Consider the following 19,426-nt stretch of genomic DNA (forward strand, 5'->3'; position numbering starts at 1 on the left):
GGCGTGCAGTTTTCTTGGCACGGAGGCATCATGCAGACCAGCAACGTCCTCGTCATCGGTGGTGCCGGCTTTATCGGCAGCCACCTCGTCTCGCGCCTGGCCGGGGCTGCCTCGGCCTCGGGCGCGCCGCTTGAGCCTGGCGCCAACCCCGATTCCCCCATCGCCCCCGACCGCATCGTGGTCGGCACGCGCAATATTGAGCACGCGCAGCACCTGCTGCTGCTGCCGCGCGTGGAAGTGGTGGAGCTGGGCCTGGCCGACAATGCCGCGCTGGACGACGCCATCGGCTCGCTGGGCGTGGATGGCATCGTCGTCAACCTGGTGGGCGTGCTGCACGGAGAGCGCGCCGACCCCTACGGCGAAGCCTTTGCCAGTGCGCATGTGGAGATGGTGCGGCAGATCGCGGCGTCCTGCCTGTCCACCGGCGTGCGCCGGCTGTTGCATATGAGCGCGCTGGGCGCCGACAGCAACGGGCCGTCGATGTACCTGCGCAGCAAGGGCGACGGCGAGCGCGTGGTGCGCGCCAGCGGGCTGGACTGGACCATCTTCCGGCCCTCGGTGGTGTTCGGTCCCGACGACCATTTCCTGAACCTGTTCGCCCACATGCAGCAGATGGCCCCGGTGGTGCCGCTGGCGTGTGCGCATGCGCGCTTCCAGCCGGTATTCGTGCAGGATGTGGTGCAGGCCTACCTGAACGCGATGGTGAACCCGGCCACCATCGGCCACGGCTATGAGCTGGGCGGCCCGCAGGTCTATACGCTGGAAGAGCTGGTGCGCTTTGCCGGCCGCGCGTCCGGGCATCCGCGCCCGGTGATCGCGCTGCCCGATGCGCTGGCACGGGTGCAGGCCAGCATCATGGAGCATATGCCGGGCGAACCGCTGCTGTCGCGCGACAACCTCGACTCGATGCAGCTCGACAATGTGCTGGAACACCCGGTGGCACCCGAACTGAACCTGCATCCGGCCAGCCTGGAGTCGGTCATGACCGACGCGCTGGCCGGGCGCAACCGCGATACCGCGATGACGCATATGCGGGCCAGCGTGCACCGCTGACGCGCCGGCGGCCCGGTGCGCCCTATGTGACCGGATTTCATATCGGTTGCTAGCGCAATTCACTTTGACGCGGGCGGCCGCGCTGGCAGAATGACCAGTCCGGCGCGCGGCCGCCATGCCGTCCTGCAGGCCCGCGGGCGCCGCGCCTGCGCCGTCTCCCTCCGTTTCCTCCCCCAAGGACCCACGATGAAGCTCGTCATCGGCAACAAGAACTATTCCTCCTGGTCGCTGCGCCCGTGGCTGCTGCTGCGCCAGGCCGGCATTGATTTCGAAGAAGTGCAGGTGCGCCTGTTCACCGGCAGCTTCGCCGCCGAGATCGCGCGCTACTCGCCCGCGGGCAAGGTGCCGGCGCTGGTCGATGGCGAGGTCACGGTGTGGGATTCGCTGGCGATCTCCGAATACCTGGCCGAGCGCTTCCCGGAAAAGCACCTGTGGCCGGCCGACCGCGCCCAGCGCGCGGTGGCGCGCGCCGTCTGCGCCGAGATGCATTCGGGCTTCGGCAACCTGCGCAGCCAGTTGCCGATGAACGTGACCGCGGTGCTGCCCGGGCGCGGCTGGAACGTGGCCGTGCAGCGCGACGTGGAGCGCATCGCCGCGATCTGGGAAGGGCTGCGCAAGCAGCACGGCGCGAGCGGGCCGTTCCTGTTCGGCGAGTTCACCGTGGCCGACGCGTTCTTTGCGCCGGTGGTGAGCCGCTTTGCCACCTACGGCATCCATCTGCCCGATGAAGCCGAGGACGCCAAGGCCTATGCCGACTTCATGCTGGCGCTGCCCGCGATGCAGCAATGGATTGCCGGCGCACGCGAGGAACGCGACTTCCTGGCCGACGACGAACCCTACCGGCTGGCCCCTGATCGTCCCGATGCGATAATCATCAACCACTAGCAATACCGCTGGTGCCGGGCGCCAGCCCGGCACCAGCCCATGACGAGGCCAGAACGATGCAGGTGTATGCCGTCGGCGGCGCGATCCGCGACGAACTGCTGGGCAAGCCCAGCCAGGACCGCGACTACGTGGTCGTTGGCGCGACCCCGGCGCAGATGGAGGCCGCGGGCTTTCGCCCGGTGGGCAAGGATTTCCCGGTCTTCCTGCATCCGCGCACCCAGGAGGAGTACGCGCTGGCCCGCACCGAGCGCAAGACCGCGATGGGCTACAAGGGCTTTGCCTTCTACTGCGAGCCCGATGTCACGCTTGAGGACGACCTGGTCCGGCGCGACCTGACCATCAACGCGATGGCGCGCGCCGTCGATGCCGACGGCAACCTGGCCGGTCCCGTGATCGATCCGCACGGCGGCCAGCGCGACCTGGCCGCGCGCCTGTTCCGCCATGTTTCCGACGCCTTTGCCGAAGACCCGGTGCGCATCCTGCGGCTGGCGCGCTTTGCCGCGCGCTTCCAGGACTTCACCGTTGCCGCCGAGACCATGCGCCTGATGCGCGAGATGGTGGCCGCGGGCGAAGTCGATGCCCTGGTCCCGGAGCGCGTGTGGCAGGAACTGGCGCGCGGGCTGATGGAGGCGCGCCCGTCGCGCATGTTCGAGGTGCTGCGCGAATGCGGCGCGCTGGCGCGGCTGCTGCCCGAGCTGGAGCGGCTGTGGGGCGTGCCGCAGCGCGCCGACTACCACCCCGAGGTGGATACCGGCGTGCACGTGATGATGGTGATCGACTGCGCCGCGGCGCTGGGCGCGCCGCTGCCGGTGCGCTTTGCCGCGCTGGTGCATGACCTGGGCAAGGGCACCACGCCCGAAGATGTGCTGCCGCGACATACCGGCCACGAGATGCGCAGCGTCAAGCTGCTGGAAGCTGTCTGCGCGCGGCTGCGCGTTCCCAACGACTGCCGCGACCTGGCGGTGGTGGTGGCGCGCGAGCACGGCAATATCCACCGCTCGCTGGAATTCAGCGCGGCAGCCGTGGTGCGCCTGCTTGAACGCTGCGATGCGCTGCGCAAGCCGGCCCGCTTTGCCGAAGCACTGCAGGCCTGCGAGGCCGACATGCGCGGACGCAAGGGCTTTGAGGCGAGCGCGTATCCCCAGGCGGCGCGCTTGCTGGCTGCGCTGGACGCAGCGGCAGCCGTCGACGCCGGCGCCGTCGCGCGCGCATGCGGCGACGATGCCAGCCAGATCCGCGACCGCGTTCATGCGGCGCGCGTGGCGGCGGTGGCGCAGCGGATAGACAGCTAGCGATAGACCAGCACTGGAATCTTGGTATGCGTCAGCACCTTGTGCGTTTCGCTGCCGATCACCAATGCCTGCACTCCGCGCCGCCCGTGCGAGGCCATCACGATCAGGTCGCACTTCCTCGCCTCGGCCTCATCGACGATGGCCTGGAAGATGTGGTCGCCGGTGGGGCAGGCGGTTTCGCAGGGCACGCCGGCCGCGGCGGCCTCTTGCGCGATCGTCGCCAGGTAGGCCTCGGCCTGCCGGTAGGCTTCCTGCATGAAGCGTTGCCGGGTTTCCTGGAGCATGGCGGTCTGCAGGCGCATCACGTCATAGTGCGCAACGACCTGGATCGCGGTAAGGCGGGCCTGTATCGAGCTGGCCAGCGCGATGGCTTTGCGGTAGGCCGTATCGGACAGGTCCGAGCCGTCGACCGCCACGAGCAGATGCTTGAACATTTTGGTCTCCTTGTAAGCCGGCGCCGCACCGCAGCGGTGGCTCAGGCGCCAAGAAACAGCCGGCCGACCTCCGGGTCCCGGCTCAGTTCGTCACCGGTGCCGGCCATGGCCAGCTGCCCGGCCACCAGCACATAGCCGAGGTCGGCGAATGAGAGCCCTTTGCGGGCGTTCTGCTCGACCAGGATGATGGTCTTGCCTTCCTCAAGCTGCAGATGGCGCAGCAGCTCGAACACCATGTCGACATAGCGCGGCTCCAGCCCGATCGAGGGCTCGTCCACCAGCAATACAGCCGGATCCATCATCAGCGCGCGCGAAATTTCCAGCAGCCTGCGCTCGCCGCCGGAAAGCACGCTGGCGCGCTGGCCGCGCCGCTGCGCGAGCGCGTCGTGGCGCTGGAAGATGCGCTCGGCGGCTGCCGCCGCGTCGCGCGGGTGCCGCATCAGATAGCCGCCCATCGCCAGGTTCTCCTCGACTGTCATATCGGGAAAAATCGAGCCCTCCTGCAGCACGTAGGCCAAGCCCGCCTGCCGGAGTTTCTGCTCGGCGCGCAGCTGGGTGACAGGCATGCCGTCCACGGTGATGCTGCCCGACATGACCCGGGCCAGGCCGTAGATGGCGCGCAGCACGGTGGACTTGCCCGCGCCGTTCGGGCCGATCAGGCACAGCGAACCGCCGCGCGCCACGCGCAGGCTGAAGCCGTGCAGGATCTCCATGCCGCCATAGCCGGCGACCAGGTTGTCCACGGCGACCATCGGCGTGCCGCCGGCCAGTTGCCCGAGTTGCTCGATCGTTGGCCGGGGACGCGAGAGCGCTGCGGCGAGCGTGGCGGCAGGCGCGTGGATAGCCGGCTGGGCCGCGGTGTGCGCGCTGATCATGGCTGTCCTCCCAGGTAGGCCTCGATCACCGCGCGGTTGGCAGTGATCTGCGCCGGCGATCCCTGCGCCAGCACCTCGCCATGCGCCAGGCAATAGATGTGGCCGGCCAGCTGCATCATCACCCGCATGTTGTGTTCGATCACCAGCAGCGTGATGCCCAGCCGCGCGTTGATGTCCCTGAGCAGCGCGATCAGGCTGTCGATCATCACCGGGTTCACGCCGGCGGTCGGCTCATCGAGCAGCAGCAGCCTGGGCTCGTTCATCAGGGCCATGCAGATCTCGAGCAGCTTCTGCTGCCCGAACGAGAGGTCGGCGCCGCGCTGGTCCGCGTGGTCCTGCAACCCGGCCATGCGCAGGGTCTGCCGGGCCCGCTCCGTCACCGCAGGTGCCTGCCGCGTGCACATGGCGGCGAGTCCTTCATGCACATGTGGCACGCTGACCAGCAGGTTCTGCAGGCAGCTCATCTTGCCGAACACCCGCGTCTGCTGGAAGGTGCGCACCAGGCCCAGGCGCGCAATCTCGGGAACGCGCAGCCGCGAGATCTCGCGCCCGTCGAACGCGATCGATCCGCCGTCGATCGGGTGGTAGCCGACGATCGAATTGAACAGGGTCGTCTTGCCCGAACCGTTCGGCCCGATCAGGCCCACGATGCTGCCGTGCGGCACCTGCAGGGAGATGTCATGGTTGGCGACGACGCCGCCGAAGCGCTTGCTGACGCCGCGCACCGCAAGCAGGTCGGTCATGGCGCGGCACTCCCCGTGATGCGGCGGCGGTTGGCACTGTAGTCGCGCAGCCAGCCCATGATGCCGGTCGGGAACAGCACCACGATCAGCACGATCAGCACGCCCAGCGCAACGCGCTGCCAGTTCAGCAGGTAAGTCCAGAACAGCTCCTGGGTCAGGTGGAACAGCGCGGCGCCGATCACCGGGCCCCACAGCGTGCCCTTGCCGCCCAGGATTGCCATCACCACCATCCACACGCCGAAGGTGGCGCCGGCAAAGGCCAGCTCCCGCGGATCGATGAAGCCCACCAGGTTGCCCGCCAGGGCGCCCGCCATGCCGAGGAAGAGGGCGCACACGCACCAGGCCAGGATCTTGTAGCGCGTGGTGTGCAGGCCGAGCGCCTCGGCCTTGTCCTCGTCGTCGCGGATGGCATTGAGCGCGAGACCGAATGGCCGCGCATAGAGCCAGCGCAGCGACAGCAGGGTCACCACGGCCAGCACCAGCATCGCGTAGTAGAAGAACGGCTCGCGGCTGCCGGCAGCACCAGGGAACAGCGGCAGCGTCATGCCCGATCCCGCGCCGATGAAGTCCCAGCCAGCGGCGGCGTCGGCGAAGGCGATGCCCAGGCCCAGCGTGCCGATGGCGAAGTAGTGGCCGCGCAAGCCCAGCATGGCCGGACCCAGCGCCAGCGCCGCCGCCACGGCCGCCAGCGCCGCCAGGCCGGTACCCGCCGCCAGGCCGGCGAAGTAGCCCAGCCCGAAGTCGCGCTGCGCCACCGCGCAGACATAGGCGCCCACGCCGAAGAACACGATGTTGCCGAAGGAGTTGTAGCCCATCTGCCCGCCCATCACGTCCCACGTCAGCGCGAACAGCACCATCAGCCAGAGAAAGGTCAGTTGCGTGGTGATGCCGGCGAACAGCCACGGCGCGATCAGCGCGCCCAGGCTGCCCGCAAGCAGCGCCAGCCAGGCCACCGGGGAGGTGGCCGGGACCTCCGATGCGGACCGGCGCGCGCCGCGCAGGTGCGGGTTCATCGCAGGTAGCCGCGCCGCCGGCGCAGCATCAGGTTGCGGCTTACCAGGATCACCACCAGCAGCGCATAGAGGAAGGCGGTCTGGTATTCGGTGCCGAGCAGGAAGCCGGCATAGTTCTCGGCAATGCCCAGCCCGCCGCCGGCGCCGAGCACCGGCAGCATGCTGCCCAGCCCGGCCACCACCACGATCATGAAGGCGCGCACGGTATAGGGCAGGCCCAGGTAGGGGTGGATGATCCACGTCATTGCCACCAGCCCGCCCGCCGCGCCGCAGATGGCGGCATTGAGGGCGAAGGTCGAGGCGTAGATGCGATCGGCGTCCACCCCCAGCACACGGGCAGCGCGCGCGTTCTGGGCGGTAGCCCGGATCGCCTGGCCGCGGCGGGAATGCCTGAGGAACAGCATCAGGCCGGCGCCCAGCGCCAGGGCTGCGGCGAACGCCGCCAGCTTGATCTTCGGCACCACCAGTCCGACCGGCAGCAACAGGCTGCCCAGCCCCGCATCGAGCGTGCGCACGTTGGCGCCGAAAGCAAGGTTGGCGAGCTGCTGCAGCACGATGCTCAGGCCGAAGGTGGCCAGCACCGAGACAAAGAGATCGCGCTCGACCAGCCGGAAGATGACGATGCGATAGAGTCCCCAGCCCACGCAATACATCACCGCTGCGGCAACCGGCACGGCCAGCATTGCGGGCACGCCCTTGCCAACCAGCCAGATCACGATATAGCCGCCCAGCATCACCAGCTCGCCCTGGGCCACGTTGATGAGGTTCATCACGCCCCATACCAGCGCCATGCCGTAGGCGGCCAGCGCAAAGATCGCGCCGGCCAGCAGGCCATCCACTACGAGCTGCAGGTTCAGCTCAGGACTCTGGAAGAGGACCGCGAGATTGGTCATCTGCGTCAGGCCGCGCGGCAGCCCTCTATTTGCGCCGCGCCCAGGCAGGAGCCGGATAGATGACCTTCGACGACGCCCACTTGCCCGGCGCGACCACCTTGAACTTGCCGTCCTGTACCTGGTACAGCACCATCGACTTGGCGATGTTCTTGCCGCTCTGGTCGAACCTGAGCGGGCCGTAGAACGTCATCAGGTCGGTTTTTGCCAGGGCATCGCGGACCTTCTCCGTATCGAACGAGGCGGCGCGCTCGAATGCGTCGACGAAGGCCAGCACCGCGGCGGTGGACTCGGCCGCCTGGTATGGCGCCTCGTAGTGGTACTCCTTCTCGAAGCGCTGCGCGTACTGGTCGGCCGTGCCGAACCAGCGGTCCTTGTAGCTGAGCGTGCGGTCCCATTGCGAGCCGCACACCGCGAATTCGGCGCTCTTGCCGAACTTCTCGATGATCTGCGCGGAGTCGCAGTGGGTCAGCGCCAGCATCGGCACATCGATGCGCATCTCCGCCACCTGCCGCACCGCCAGCACCGCGCCCTTCTCATGCCCGGATACCACCAGGATGTCCGGCTTGAGCGCCTTCACCTTGGCCAGCGTGGCCGACATGTCGTTCAGCTCGGGCGGCAGCTTGTCGTCGATCACCACCTGCATGCCCAGGCGTTTCGCATCCTCTTCCACGCCGTCGCGCACGTCCTGCGAGAAGTTGTCGTTCTCGATGGCGATGGCCACCTTGAGGCTCTTCGGCGACTTGCCTGCCCGCTGCGCTTCCTCGGCAGCAAGGGTGATGGCGGCGCGCAGGTAGTAGTCGGAGGTATTGAGCACCGCGAACATGTAGCGGTAGCCCTGCGTGAACAGGTTGCGGTCCGCGCCGTTGCCCTCGACCATCGGGATCCGGTACTTCTCCGTGACCGGGGCGATCGCCTTGGTGAGGCCGGAACTGTATGGCCCCAGCACGAACTTGACGCCGTCCTGGTTGATCAGCCGTTCGGCCAGCTGTGCGCCGCGCGCGGAGGTCGATTCGTCGTCGTAGAAAATGATCTTCAGCTTGTAGGCCTTGCCGTCGACCTTGACGCCGCCCATCTCGTTGACGCGCTTGACGGCAAGGTTGTAGCCGTCCTGGGTGTTATTGCCATTGGTGGAGTACTTGCCGGTCAGCGAGACCGCGGCGCCGAGGACGATGGTGTCGCCCTCCACCTTGGCTGCCACGGGGAACGACAGGGCCAGGCCAAGGCCGGCCAGGGTGCAGAGGGTGGCAAGGCGTATGTGGATGGCGCGCCTGGCACCGGCTGGCAAGCTGCGTGTGGATGCGGTTTTCATATCACCTCCTCACTCTTTCCAGCTTAGGACTCATTTCGGAAAGGGGAAGGGCTGCAAGTCACGGTTCCATCACTTCATGACATGTATCGGGATTTCCTATTCATGAAATGAAGCCTACCCTTAAGATGCTGGCTACCTGAACCGGGGTGGGAGCCGACCGCTTTCTCGTACAAGGAGATAGCCATGGCCAAGACAGCGCATCCAGGTGGTACCGATACGGCCGTCGCCACCAGCACCTATGCGGATACCGACACCGCGGACACCAACACCGGCAGGCGCAGATTCATCCGGACCACGGGCGCCGTCGGGCTTGCGGCCGGCCTCGGACCCTTCCTTATCCCCAGGAATGCCCGTGCGGCCAAGCACACCCTCAAGATCCTGCAGTGGAACCACTTCGTGCCGGGCTACGACAAGTGGTTCGACGACACCTATGTGAAGCAGTGGGGCCAGAAGAATGACACCGAGGTGGTGGTCGACCACGTCGGCATTCCCGCTCTGGCCACGCGTGCCGCCGCCGAAGTGTCGGCACAGAAAGGGCACGACCTGTTCATGTTCCTGTCGCCGCCGCCAGTCTACGAGGAGCAGGTGATCGACCATCGCGAACTCTACGAGGAATGCCAGCGCAAGCATGGCAAGCCGATGGAGCTGGCGATCAAGAGCACGTACAACCCGAAGACGAAGAAGTACTTCGGCTTCTCTGACAGCTTCGTGCCGGACCCGATCAACTACCGCAAGGACCTCTGGGACGATGTCGGCATGAAGCCGCCGGACACCTGGCTGGACATCCTCGCAGCCGGCCGCAAGATCAAGGCCAAGCACGGCATTCCGGTTGGCGTCGGGCTGTCCGCGGAACTCGACACCGCGATGGCGATGCGCGCCATCCTGTATTCCTTCGGCGGCTCGATCCAGGACGACCGGCACACCGTGGTGCTGAACTCGAAGAACACCCTGGAAGCGGTGAAGTTCGTCAAGGCGCTGTACCAGGAGGCCATGACGCCGGAAGTGCTGGCATGGGACCCATCGTCCAACAACCGCGCCATGCTGGCCGGCAAGATCTCGCTCTGCCTGAACGCCATCTCCATCACCCGCGAGGGCGAGAACAAGAACCTGCCGATTGCGCGCGACATCTGGCTTACGCAGGCCTTGCAGGGGCCGGTGCGGCGCATCGCGCTGGAGCACGTGATGGACTGCTACGTGATCTGGAAATTTGCCGAGAACATCGCTGGCGCGAAGAAGTTCCTGGTCGACTATATCGACAACTTCCGGCAGGGCTTCCTGGGCAGCGAGTTCTACAACTTCCCCTGCTTCCCCAGCACCGTGCCCGACCTGCAGAAGCTGATCGCCGACGACCAGAAGGCCACGCCGCGCGACAAGTACAAGGTGCTCGGCGCGCTGATGAACCAGGCGACCAATGTCGGCTACCCCGGCTACGCCAACGCCGCCGTCGACGAGATCTTCAATACCTGGGTCCTCAATACCATGTTCGCCAAGGCAGCCACGGGCGACGAGACGCCGGAGAACGCGGTCCGGATCGCCGATGCCGCGTGCAAGCGCATTTTCTCCAAGTGGCGCGACAAGGGCATGGTGTAGCGCGCGGCTGGATATGGGGATATGGCTTCGGTAGAAGTTCGCTCGCTCACCAAGCATTTCGATGGCGCCAACGCGGTCGATAACGTCGACCTTGGCGCCCGCGATGCCGAGTTCCTGGTCCTGCTGGGGCCGTCCGGCTCCGGCAAGACCACGCTGCTGCGCCTGATTGCCGGGCTCGAGGCGCCCAGCCACGGCGATATCCTGGTGGACGGCCGCGTCGTTACGGCGCTGCCGCCCAGGCTGCGCAACATGGCGATGGTGTTCCAGAGCTACGCCCTGTACCCGCACCTCAATGTGTTCGACAACATCGCCTTCCCGCTGCGGGCCAGGCACATGTCGCGTGAGGAGGTCGGGCGCAAGGTGGACTGGGCCGCGCAATTGTTCGGCATCGGCCATCTGCTGCAACGCAAGCCGCGCCAGCTGTCCGGCGGCGAGCGCCAGCGGGTGGCGCTGGCGCGTGCGGTGGTGCGCGAGCCGGTGGCGTTCCTGCTCGACGAGCCCTTGTCCAATCTGGATGCCAAGCTCCGGACCTCGGCGCGCGACGAGCTGCAACGGTTCCAGCGCCGGCTGGCCATCACTACCATCTACGTGACGCATGACCAGATCGAGGCGCTGGGCCTGGGCGATCGCATTGCCATCCTCGACCACGGCAGGATTCACCAGATCGGCACGCCGCAGGAGGTCTATGAGCATCCCGCCAATCTCTTCGTCGCCACCTTTATCGGCTCGCCGCCGATGAACCTGATCGAGGCCGACGGGGTCGTGACCGGGTTCCGGCCCGAGCATTTCCTGCCGCGCGAAGCCTATCCTGCGGCGGATGCGCTGCGCGCCTTTGCTGTGGACGTGACGCGCATCGAGAACCTGGGCTCGGACCGCCTGGTGTACGGCAAGCTGGAAGCGCCGCTGCCGCCGGCCAGCGTGGTCTCGCGCATTCCCTGCACGGTGACGGTCCCGATCGAGGCCGGCACCGGCCACCGGTTCGTGGTGCGCGAGCGCGACCTGCGCCGCTTCGATGCGAAATCCGGGGCCAGCCTGGGAGCCGCACCGTGAAGCCGCAGCACATCGCCACCGGGCAGCCCGCGCAGGACCAGGCGCGCCAGCCCGCGCAGCGCCTGGCCGACGACGACCGCTGGCTCGGCCGCGCCATGCTGGCCCCGGCGGTGATCTACATCGCGCTGCTGGTCGGCTTTCCGTTCATGCTGTCGATCTACTACAGCCTTTCGGATGCCACGGTAGGCAGCCAGGTGCTGCACTTCGTCGGCCTGGAGAACTTCCGGCGCGTTCTGGAAAGCAATACGTTCTGGCGTTCGCTGCGCAATGCGCTGGTATTCACGCTGGTGTCGCAGGCGCTGGTGGTGGTGCTGGCCAAGATGCTGGCAATGGCCCTGTACCAGGACTTCCGCGGCAAATGGCTGGTGCGGTTGCTGATCCTGCTGCCGTGGGTGGCGCCGATCTCGCTCGGCACCATCGGCTGGCTGTGGATCTTCGATCCGGTCTACAGCATCATCAACTGGACCCTGGCCGCGATCGGCGTGCTGGGGCCGCGCAACTGGCCGGTGTGGCTCGGCCAGCCGGACCTGGCGATGGCCTCGGTCATCGTGGTGGATGTCTGGCGCCTGCTGCCACTGGCCACGGTGATCATCCTCGCCGGCCTGAGCGGCATCCCGCAGGACATCCACGACGCCGCCGCCATGGATGGCGCCGGCTTCTGGCGGCACCTGTTCCTCATCAACATTCCGCTGGTGATGCCCATCATGCTGGTGGCGCTGCTGTTCGGCATCGTCTTCACCTTCACCGACATGATCATCATCTACGTGCTGACCCGCGGCGGCCCATACGACACCACCCAGGTGCTGGCCAGCCTGGCCTTCTTCACCGGCATCCAGGGCGGCGACCTGGCGGAAGGGGCCGCCATCTCGCTGTTCCTGTTCCCGGTGCTGGTGGCGGTCGTGATCGTGCTACTGACCGTGGCGCGCCGCACCGAGGTGACCTGAAATGCGCCCAGCTGCCATCACCTGGCGACGCTGGGCCGCGCGCGGCGCCCATTTCGGCGTCATCGCCGCATTTGCGACGTTCTGCGCGTTTCCCTTCTACTGGATGCTGATCACGACCTTCAAGGATGTGCACGACCTGATCAACACCGCCAACAACCCGTTCCTGTTCAACCTGCCGCCCACGATGGAGAACCTGCGGATCCTGTTCGGCGAGACCCGCTATCTGCGCTGGCTGTTCAATACCCTGGTCGTGGCCGTAGGCGTGGTGCTGATCACGCTGCTGCTGGCCGTGCCCGCCGGCTATAGCCTGGCCCGGCTGTCAGGGCGATGGGGCCGGCAGTGGGCCATCGGCATCTTCCTGACCTACCTGATTCCGCCCACCATCCTGTTCATCCCGTTCTCGCGCATCATCGGCGTACTGGGCCTGCAGGACTCGCTGTGGTCGCTGGTGCTGGTGTACCCCAGCTTCACGGTGCCGTTCTGCAGCTGGCTGATGATGGGGTTCTTCAAGGCGGTGCCGCGCGACATCGAGGAAGCCGCGATGATGGACGGCCTGAGCCGCTTCGGCGCGTTCCTGAAGGTGGTGGTGCCGCTGTCGTCGAGCGGGATACTGACCGTGGTCATCTTCAGCGCGACGCTGGCGATGCAGGAATTCGTCTATGCGCTGACCTTCATCACCAGTTCGTCGCAGTACACGGTGAGCGTCGGCGTGCCGACCTTCCTGGTGCGGGGCGATGTCTATTTCTGGGGTTCGCTGATGGGCGCCTGCCTGATCGTCAGCGTGCCGGTCGCTGCGCTCTACAACAGTTTCCTTGACCGCTTCGTCGCGGGGTTTACTGTCGGCGCGATCAAGTGATTCGGTGGACTAAAGCAGCTTGCCGATCACCAGCGCCACCATCGACAGCAGGATCGTCGAAGCAAACGGCAGTACAAACTCGCGCCCGAACAGCCGGAAGCGCACATCGCCAGGCAGCCGCCCCAGCCCGACCTTCTGCAGCCATGGCAGCGCCGCGGACAGGATGATCACGCTCAGGAAAATCGTCAGGGTCCAGCGCAGCATGGCGGCTCCGGTGCCGTTACAGGGTATGGCAGCGGTCGCCGCGGGCAAAGCCGTCCATCGGTTCGCTGTCGTCCAGGCCGCGCGTGAGCGCGATCACCTTGAACAGCTCGCCCATCTCGGCTTCTGACAACAGCTTCTGCACCGCATTGGCCTGCGGCAGGAAGGCGCGGGCGTCGGACGGGTCCAGCGCCATCAGCAGCTCGGTGATGCCTGCATTCATCAGGAAGCGCGCCTGCGAGGCAAAGCCCGCCACGGTCAGTCCCGCATCCACCGCGGCGAGCGCAATGCCGCTGAAATTCACGTGCGCGGTGATGTCCTGCAGGCCCGGGTACAGGAACGGGTCCGGGTGCGCATGATGGCGGTAGTGGCACATCAGCGTGCCGCCGGCGCGCTGCGGGTGGTAGTACTCGCCCGCCGGGAAGCCGTAGTCGATAAAGAAGGCCGCGCCGCGCGCCAGCATGGCGCCGACCGCGCGGGTAAAGCCCTCGGCTTCGGCATGGGTCTCGGTGACGAGGTCGTGGTCGCCGGGGATAGCGCGCAGTGCCTCGGGCACGTCGGCATCGGCCAGCGGGCGGTCCTCGAAGCGGAAGGCGGGGGCGGCATCGTCGCTGCGCACTACGCTGTGCACTACGCCGCGCTCATGCCAGCGGCCACCGCTGCGTGCGTAGAGCTGTACCGGCATCGCATCCAGCACTTCATTGCCGACGATCACGCCTTCAAAGCTAGCAGGCAGCGTATCAAGCCAGGTGACGCGGTCCGCCAGGTGCGGCGCGCGCTGCGCCAGCGTGGCCTGCTGGCGCGCGCGCAGTTCGCCCGACAGCTCGACGATGGCGTAGGTGTCCGGCGACTGGCCTTCCTGCTCCAGCCCCAGCAGCAGGTCCGCAGCCAGCCGGCCGGTGCCGGCGCCGAATTCCAGCATGCGCGGCATTCCCTGCGCCAGCAGCGGCGCGAACTGGCGCGCCAGCGTGCGCGCGAAAAAAGGGCTCAGCTCCGGGGCGGTGATGAAATCGCTGCCGTCGCGGGCATCGCGCCCGAACTTGGCCGAACCGCCGCTGTAATAGCCCAGGCCGGGCGCGTACAGCGCCAGCGCCATATAGCGGTCGAAGCCGATCCAGCCGCCGGCCGCATCGATGGATTCGCCAATGCGAGCGGTAAGGGTATCGGACGCGGCCTGCGCGTCGGCGGGGGGAAGGGGTAGACTAGCGGCTTTCTGCATCCTGCGATTGTAGCAATGCCCGCATCCAAGACTCCTGCCAGCCAGACCGGTGACCAGACCCATAGCACTGGTAGCCAGCGCGCCACCGCCCGCGGCGTGGCGCTGGTGACCGGCGGCGCGCGCCGCCTGGGCCGCGCCATCGCGCTTGAACTGGCGGCGCAGGGCTGGGACGTGGCCGTACACTGCCATCGCTCGGTGGACGAGGCCGAGGCCCTGGCCACGCAGATCCGCGCACTGGGCCGCCGTGCCGCGGTGCTGCGCGCCGACCTGGCCGACGAGGCCGCCACCGGCCGCCTGGTGGCCGATTGCACCGCCGCGCTGGGCGTGCCCACTTGCCTGGTCAACAACGCTTCGCTGTTCCAGTACGATGTGGCGACCAGCTTCTCATATGCGTCGCTGGATACGCATATGCGCACCAACGTGGCGGCGCCGCTGCTGCTCGCGCGTGAACTGCACAAGGCCCTGGCGGCCGCTGCCGGCAACGACAAGGCCGCCGAACCGCGCGGCGTGGTGATCAACCTGCTCGACCAGAAGCTGGATAACCTGAACCCGGACTTCCTGTCGTACACGCTGTCCAAGGCCGCGCTGCAGACCGCCACGGTGCAACTGGCGCAGGCGCTGGCGCCGCGCCTGCGCGTGGTGGGCGTGGCCCCGGGCATCACGCTGGTGTCGGGCGAGCAGTCGGAGCAAAGCTTCCGCCGCGCGCACCGCGTGACTCCGCTGGGCCAGTCGTCCACGCCCGAGGACATCGCCCAGGCGGTGGCCTACCTGGCGCAGGCGCGCGCCGTGACCGGCACCACGCTGTACGTGGACGGCGGCCAGCACCTGATGCCGCTGGCGCGCGACGTGATGTTCCTGACCGAGTAAGCTGGAAGCCAGCAACCCGAATACCGTAGTGCCTGATGTGCCGCGCCCGCCGGGCGCGGCTTCCTTTTTCCCCTCAGCAGCCCGCTCATGACCATGCTCGCCGCCCTTTCCCACCCCAGCCTGCAAGACTGCCGACGCATGTTCCTGCGCAACTACGAAGTGCAGATCAATATCGGCGTGCACGAATTCGAGAAGAAGGGCGAACAGCGGGTGCTGATCAATATCGACCTGTTCGTGCCGCTGGCGCAGAGCACCCCGCAGGCCGACAAGCTCGACGAAGTGGTCGACTACGACTTCATGCGCAACACCGTGGCCGAGCGCATGGCGCAGGGCCACGTGCACCTGCAGGAAACGCTGTGCGACGACGTGGCCCGCGCCATGCTCAAGCACCCCAAGGTGCGCGCCGTGCGCGTGTCGACCGAGAAGCCCGATGTCTACCCGGATTGCGATTCGGTCGGCGTCGAGGTATTCCATATCAAGCAGGCCTGAGCCGCCAGTGCCTGCGCGCCTGCAGCTTGCGGGCGCCTGACGTAAAATGTTGCCCCTTCGCGCCGCGCCGGCCATTCCATCCGGCGGGCGCCATGCAACAGGATGCTCCATGAGCCACTCGAACAACTTCTACCGCCTCGAGACGAGGCTGCAATCGCAAACCGGCAAGGCCATCGGCGACTTCGGCATGATCGAGGACGGCGACACCGTGCTGGTCTGCATGAGTGGCGGCAAGGACTCGTACACCATGCTGTCGGTCCTGATGGCGCTGCAGAAGCGCGCGCCGATCAAGTTCAAGCTGATCGCGATGAACCTGGACCAGAAGCAGCCCGGCTTCCCGGAACACATCCTGCCGGAGTACCTGAAGTCGGTCGGCGTGGAATATGTGATCGTCGAGGCGGATACCTACTCGATCGTCAAGGAGAAGGTGCCCGAGGGCAAGACCACCTGCTCGCTGTGCTCGCGCCTGCGGCGTGGCGTGATCTACCGCACCGCCAAGGAGCTGGGCGCCAACAAGATCGCGCTGGGCCACCACCGCGACGACATCGTCCAGACCTTCTTCCTGAACATGTTCTTCGGCGGCAAGATGAAGGCGATGCCGCCCAAGCTGTCGACCGACGACGGCCAGCACATCGTGATCCGCCCGCTGGCGTACTGCTCGGAGAAGGACATCGCGTCGTACGCGCGCGCCATGGAATTCCCGATCATCCCGTGCAACCTGTGCGGCTCGCAGGAAAACCTGCAGCGCAAGAAGGTCAGCGAGATGCTGCAGGACTGGGAGCGCCAGAACCCGGGCCGTATCGACAATATCTTCTCGGCGCTGCGCAACGTGGTGCCGTCGCACCTGGCCGATACCGACCTGTTCCCGTTCACCGGGCTGGCCACCGGCCTGGCCAAGGTGGATGAAGCGTCACTGTTCGGCGAAACCACCTTCCAGCAGCAGCCGCTGATGTTTGCCGGCAATGTGGAAGAGAACCGGATGGAGTTCGTGCGCTTCGAGCGCCCGCCCGCGGCTGCCGCGGCACCGGCGGAGCAGGCCGGCACTTAAGACTGCCGACAGCGTAAGCTTGCCGGCGGTTTTGGGTGCGCCAAAGCCGCCCGAGCTAGCCTAAGCAAGGTGTTCTCCCTCTCCCCTCCCCCTCATGGGGAGAGGGCCGGGGTGAGGGGTGGTTTAGCTAGAAACCACATCAAGCCGGGCCGTCGGTTTTATCCAGCATAGCGCCCGTAGAAGCTCCGGCCCTCACCCCAACCCTCTCCCGCACGCGGGAGAGGGAGTACACAAGAGGTCGTTCAAAGCCCTCAGTTCGTCGCCGCCGACTGCACCGGGGCGTTTGCCTTCTCGCGTATCAGCGCATGCGTGTCGTCGATCCATTTCTGGAACCGGTCTTGCGCGTGTGCCTTCTGCTGCGGCGTGGTCATGTTGGCGATGGCCACGGTCAGCGCGATGCCCGCATTGATGCTGGCTTCGTGGCTGGCGGCATGCTTGGCTGGCGGGTTCTGCCAGTATTCGCGGAAGCGGCGCAGCACGTCTATCACCTGCGCCTTGGGCGGCTGCGTGGCCTGCACGTAGCGCACCATCCTGAGCCATTCCTGCTGCCGGGCGACGCGCTCGGCGTAGCGCGCCTCGGCATTCTGCACCACCGGGCCCATCCTGGCGCGGATGGCCTTTTCCTGATCGCTGGAGAAGTTGCCGTAGACCAGCCGCGCGTAGTCCATCACCTTGTCATAGCGCGCTTCCTCGCGCTCGGCAGGGTCTGGATTCAGGAATTTCTTGCGGTACTTGGCATTGCCCTCGGCAAATTTCTTTTCCATGCGGCCGATCTGCTCAGGCGTCAGCGTCAGCAACAGGTCGGCGAGGTCGGGCATCGCCTGTTCGAACGACTTGCGCGCCAGTTGCTGCGAGGCATCCTGGAAGTGCTCGACCGTGGCCGGGGTCACCGGTTGGCGCACGTCGGCCTTGGCCTGCTGCAGCAAGGTGGCGATTTCCGGCAACTGCGCCTTGCGATGCCAGGCAAAAAAGCGCGCAATGGCCTCGCGCGTGAGCGGTTCCTGGGCCGTGCTGACATCGACGTAGTTGTCGATCCACCAGTAGGCCAGGTGGTCGCCCTGCTGGTATCCCAGCTTCATGGCGCTGCAGGCGCACAAGGCCGCCGCGCCCAGAATCGCGAAAATCCGCCGGGCCCAGCAATTGTGAAATTCAGAAACGGCGGTCCGATGCGCAGAAACCGCCATGTTAAAATCGGCGCGCATCGCAGCCGGGCTACCCAGGTTGCCGCCAGCCAAGTCCTGGCAAGGGATTGCGGGATTATGCGCAGGCCTGGCCGCACGTTTTCGCCAAGCCTGGCGGCGCAGTCCGCCAAACACCCGGCTGGCGTTTTCAAGAATATTTTCGGACACACTCACTTAGGGGTCTCCTTGTGAATATCGTCATTCTCGCCGCGGGCATGGGCAAGCGGATGTATTCCGATTTGCCCAAGGTACTGCACCCGGTAGCCGGCCGGCCCATGCTCGCGCATGTCCTGGACACGGCACGTGCGCTGTCGCCGTCGCGGCTGGTGGTCGTGGTCGGCCACGGTGCCGGGCGCGTGCGCGAGGCCGTTGCCGCCGACGATGTCGCCTTTGCCGAACAGCCCCAGCAGCTGGGCACGGGCCATGCGGTGATGCAGGCACTTCCCTTGTTGGACGAAAGCCAGCCCACGTTGGTTCTGTATGGTGACGTGCCGCTCACCAGCGCTGCCACGCTCCAGGCACTCGTGGCCGAAGCCGGCACGCAGCGCTTTGGCGTGCTGACCGTGGAAATGCCTGACCCGACCGGCTATGGCCGCATCGTGCGCGATGCCGCGGGCAGCATCGTCCGCATTGTCGAGCAGAAGGACGCCAGCGAGGCCGAGAAGGCGATCCGCGAGATCAACACCGGCATTATCGTGTGCCCCACCGGCCACCTGCGCAAGTGGCTGTCGACGCTGCGCAACGACAATGCCCAGGGCGAGTACTACCTGACAGACACGGTCGAGCGCGCCGTGGCCGATGGCGTGGAGACCGTCTCGGCCCAGCCGGCGGCGATCTGGGAGACACTCGGCGTCAACAGCAAGCTGCAGCTGGCCGAGGTCGAGCGCATCCACCAGGGCAACCAGGCACGGCGCCTGCTGGAAGCCGGCGTGACGCTGCTGGATCCGGCCCGCATCGACGTGCGCGGCGAACTGAGCTGCGGGCGCGACGTTACCATCGATGTCGGCTGCGTATTCGAAGGGCGCGTGCACCTGGAAGACGGTGTGCGCATCGGCGCCCATTGCGTGATCCGCAACAGCACCGTCGGCGCCGGCGCCCAGGTGCACCCGTTCTGCCATATCGACGAGGCGAAGGTTGGCCCCGCCGGGCGCATCGGGCCGTACGCGCGGCTGCGCCCTGGCACCGAGCTGGGCGAGGACGTGCATATCGGCAATTTTGTCGAGGTCAAGAACGCGCAGGTGGCCGCGCACAGCAAGGCCAACCACCTGGCTTATGTGGGCGATGCCACGGTGGGGTCGCGCGTCAATATTGGCGCGGGTACCATCACCTGCAACTATGACGGGGTGAACAAGCACCGCACGGTGATCGAGGACGATGTCTTTATCGGCTCCGACACCCAGCTGGTGGCCCCGGTGACGGTGCGCCGCGGCGCCACGCTGGGCGCCGGCACCACGCTGACCAAGGAGGCGCCCCCCCCCAAACCG

General features: G+C 66.8%; 19 protein-coding genes and 1 pseudogene. 11 read left to right on the forward strand and 9 right to left on the reverse strand.

Annotated elements, in window-relative coordinates; translation table 11 throughout:
• Positions 1–30 precede the first annotated feature (30 nt).
• From CF68_RS16455 to CF68_RS16465, 3 genes are all read left to right on the forward strand, one after another.
• The gene (locus CF68_RS16455; protein WP_035820600.1) at positions 31–1,053 is read left to right on the forward strand and encodes a complex I NDUFA9 subunit family protein; all 1,023 of its coding nucleotides are present in this window, start codon (positions 31–33) and stop codon (positions 1,051–1,053) included.
• Positions 1,054–1,239: 186 nt separating this feature from the next.
• Positions 1,240–1,938, forward strand: a complete 699-nt coding sequence (locus CF68_RS16460) for a glutathione S-transferase family protein (RefSeq protein ID WP_035820601.1) — start codon at positions 1,240–1,242, stop codon at positions 1,936–1,938.
• Positions 1,939–1,994: 56 nt separating this feature from the next.
• The gene (locus tag CF68_RS16465; protein ID WP_035820602.1) at positions 1,995–3,230 is read left to right on the forward strand and encodes a multifunctional CCA addition/repair protein; all 1,236 of its coding nucleotides are present in this window, start codon (positions 1,995–1,997) and stop codon (positions 3,228–3,230) included.
• Here CF68_RS16465 and CF68_RS16470 read toward each other — a convergent pair.
• From CF68_RS16470 to CF68_RS16495, 6 genes are read right to left on the reverse strand one after another with little or no spacing between them, the layout of a single operon-like run.
• Positions 3,227–3,664: a universal stress protein gene (locus CF68_RS16470; RefSeq protein ID WP_035820603.1), complete on the reverse strand. Its 438-nt coding sequence runs from the start codon at positions 3,662–3,664 to the stop codon at positions 3,227–3,229. The genes CF68_RS16465 and CF68_RS16470 overlap by 4 nt on opposite strands.
• A 41-nt stretch (positions 3,665–3,705) precedes the next feature.
• Positions 3,706–4,539, reverse strand: coding sequence for an ABC transporter ATP-binding protein (locus tag CF68_RS16475; protein WP_035820605.1), 834 nt, complete (start codon positions 4,537–4,539; stop codon positions 3,706–3,708).
• Positions 4,536–5,282 carry an ABC transporter ATP-binding protein gene (locus tag CF68_RS16480; protein ID WP_035820607.1) on the reverse strand — a complete coding sequence of 249 codons (747 nt, stop codon included), beginning with the start codon at positions 5,280–5,282 and terminating at the stop codon, positions 4,536–4,538. Before CF68_RS16480 ends, CF68_RS16475 begins: the two co-directional genes overlap by 4 nt.
• Complete coding sequence (locus CF68_RS16485) at positions 5,279–6,295, reverse strand: branched-chain amino acid ABC transporter permease (protein WP_235205789.1); 1,017 nt, start codon at positions 6,293–6,295, stop codon at positions 5,279–5,281. Before CF68_RS16485 ends, CF68_RS16480 begins: the two co-directional genes overlap by 4 nt.
• Positions 6,292–7,188, reverse strand: coding sequence for a branched-chain amino acid ABC transporter permease (locus CF68_RS16490; protein WP_035820609.1), 897 nt, complete (start codon positions 7,186–7,188; stop codon positions 6,292–6,294). The genes CF68_RS16485 and CF68_RS16490 overlap by 4 nt, the downstream gene beginning before the upstream one ends.
• A 25-nt stretch (positions 7,189–7,213) precedes the next feature.
• A complete protein-coding gene (locus CF68_RS16495) occupies positions 7,214–8,497 on the reverse strand; it encodes an amino acid ABC transporter substrate-binding protein (protein ID WP_152548500.1) in 1,284 nt (427 codons plus the stop codon).
• Between the two features lie 183 nt (positions 8,498–8,680).
• Here CF68_RS16495 and CF68_RS16500 point away from each other — a divergent pair, with 183 nt between their 5' ends.
• The 4 genes from CF68_RS16500 to CF68_RS16515 are packed head-to-tail and all read left to right on the forward strand — an operon-like array spanning position 8,681 to position 12,937.
• Positions 8,681–10,087 carry an ABC transporter substrate-binding protein gene (locus CF68_RS16500; RefSeq protein WP_035820612.1) on the forward strand — a complete coding sequence of 469 codons (1,407 nt, stop codon included), beginning with the start codon at positions 8,681–8,683 and terminating at the stop codon, positions 10,085–10,087.
• A gap of 21 nt (positions 10,088–10,108) precedes the next feature.
• Positions 10,109–11,137, forward strand: a complete 1,029-nt coding sequence (locus CF68_RS16505; RefSeq protein WP_035820615.1) for an ABC transporter ATP-binding protein — start codon at positions 10,109–10,111, stop codon at positions 11,135–11,137.
• Positions 11,134–12,081, forward strand: coding sequence for a carbohydrate ABC transporter permease (locus CF68_RS16510; protein WP_035820618.1), 948 nt, complete (start codon positions 11,134–11,136; stop codon positions 12,079–12,081). The genes CF68_RS16505 and CF68_RS16510 overlap by 4 nt, the downstream gene beginning before the upstream one ends.
• Before the next feature lies 1 nt (position 12,082).
• A complete protein-coding gene (locus tag CF68_RS16515; RefSeq protein WP_035820621.1) occupies positions 12,083–12,937 on the forward strand; it encodes a carbohydrate ABC transporter permease in 855 nt (284 codons plus the stop codon).
• Positions 12,938–12,946: 9 nt separating this feature from the next.
• Here the strand turns inward: CF68_RS16515 and CF68_RS16520 are convergent, their stop codons facing one another.
• Positions 12,947–13,141, reverse strand: coding sequence for a DUF2905 domain-containing protein (locus tag CF68_RS16520; protein ID WP_013955344.1), 195 nt, complete (start codon positions 13,139–13,141; stop codon positions 12,947–12,949).
• A gap of 16 nt (positions 13,142–13,157) precedes the next feature.
• The gene (locus tag CF68_RS16525) at positions 13,158–14,357 is read right to left on the reverse strand and encodes a class I SAM-dependent methyltransferase (RefSeq protein WP_035820625.1); all 1,200 of its coding nucleotides are present in this window, start codon (positions 14,355–14,357) and stop codon (positions 13,158–13,160) included.
• 15 nt (positions 14,358–14,372) lie between these two features.
• Here CF68_RS16525 and CF68_RS16530 point away from each other — a divergent pair, with 15 nt between their 5' ends.
• The 3 genes from CF68_RS16530 (at position 14,373) to ttcA (ending at position 16,761) form a co-directional block, all read left to right on the forward strand.
• Complete coding sequence (locus CF68_RS16530) at positions 14,373–15,224, forward strand: SDR family oxidoreductase (RefSeq protein WP_084187269.1); 852 nt, start codon at positions 14,373–14,375, stop codon at positions 15,222–15,224.
• A gap of 87 nt (positions 15,225–15,311) precedes the next feature.
• Positions 15,312–15,713 (forward strand): dihydroneopterin aldolase, encoded by a 402-nt coding sequence (locus CF68_RS16535; RefSeq protein ID WP_011614433.1) that lies wholly within the window; start codon positions 15,312–15,314, stop codon positions 15,711–15,713.
• A 109-nt stretch (positions 15,714–15,822) separates the two neighbouring features.
• Positions 15,823–16,761 (forward strand): tRNA 2-thiocytidine(32) synthetase TtcA, encoded by a 939-nt coding sequence (gene ttcA / locus CF68_RS16540; RefSeq protein ID WP_035820628.1) that lies wholly within the window; start codon positions 15,823–15,825, stop codon positions 16,759–16,761.
• Positions 16,762–17,012: 251 nt separating this feature from the next.
• Here the strand turns inward: ttcA and CF68_RS16545 are convergent, their stop codons facing one another.
• Positions 17,013–17,840, reverse strand: a complete 828-nt coding sequence (locus CF68_RS16545) for a DUF6279 family lipoprotein (RefSeq protein WP_010813349.1) — start codon at positions 17,838–17,840, stop codon at positions 17,013–17,015.
• 341 nt (positions 17,841–18,181) lie between these two features.
• On the opposite strand from CF68_RS16545, the pseudogene glmU reads away from it, so the two are divergent.
• A pseudogene (glmU, locus tag CF68_RS16550) lies at positions 18,182–19,426 on the forward strand (bifunctional UDP-N-acetylglucosamine diphosphorylase/glucosamine-1-phosphate N-acetyltransferase GlmU); the annotation flags it as partial.

Source organism: Cupriavidus sp. SK-4, assembly GCF_000611125.1.
In the GTDB taxonomy this organism is placed as follows: domain Bacteria; phylum Pseudomonadota; class Gammaproteobacteria; order Burkholderiales; family Burkholderiaceae; genus Cupriavidus; species Cupriavidus necator.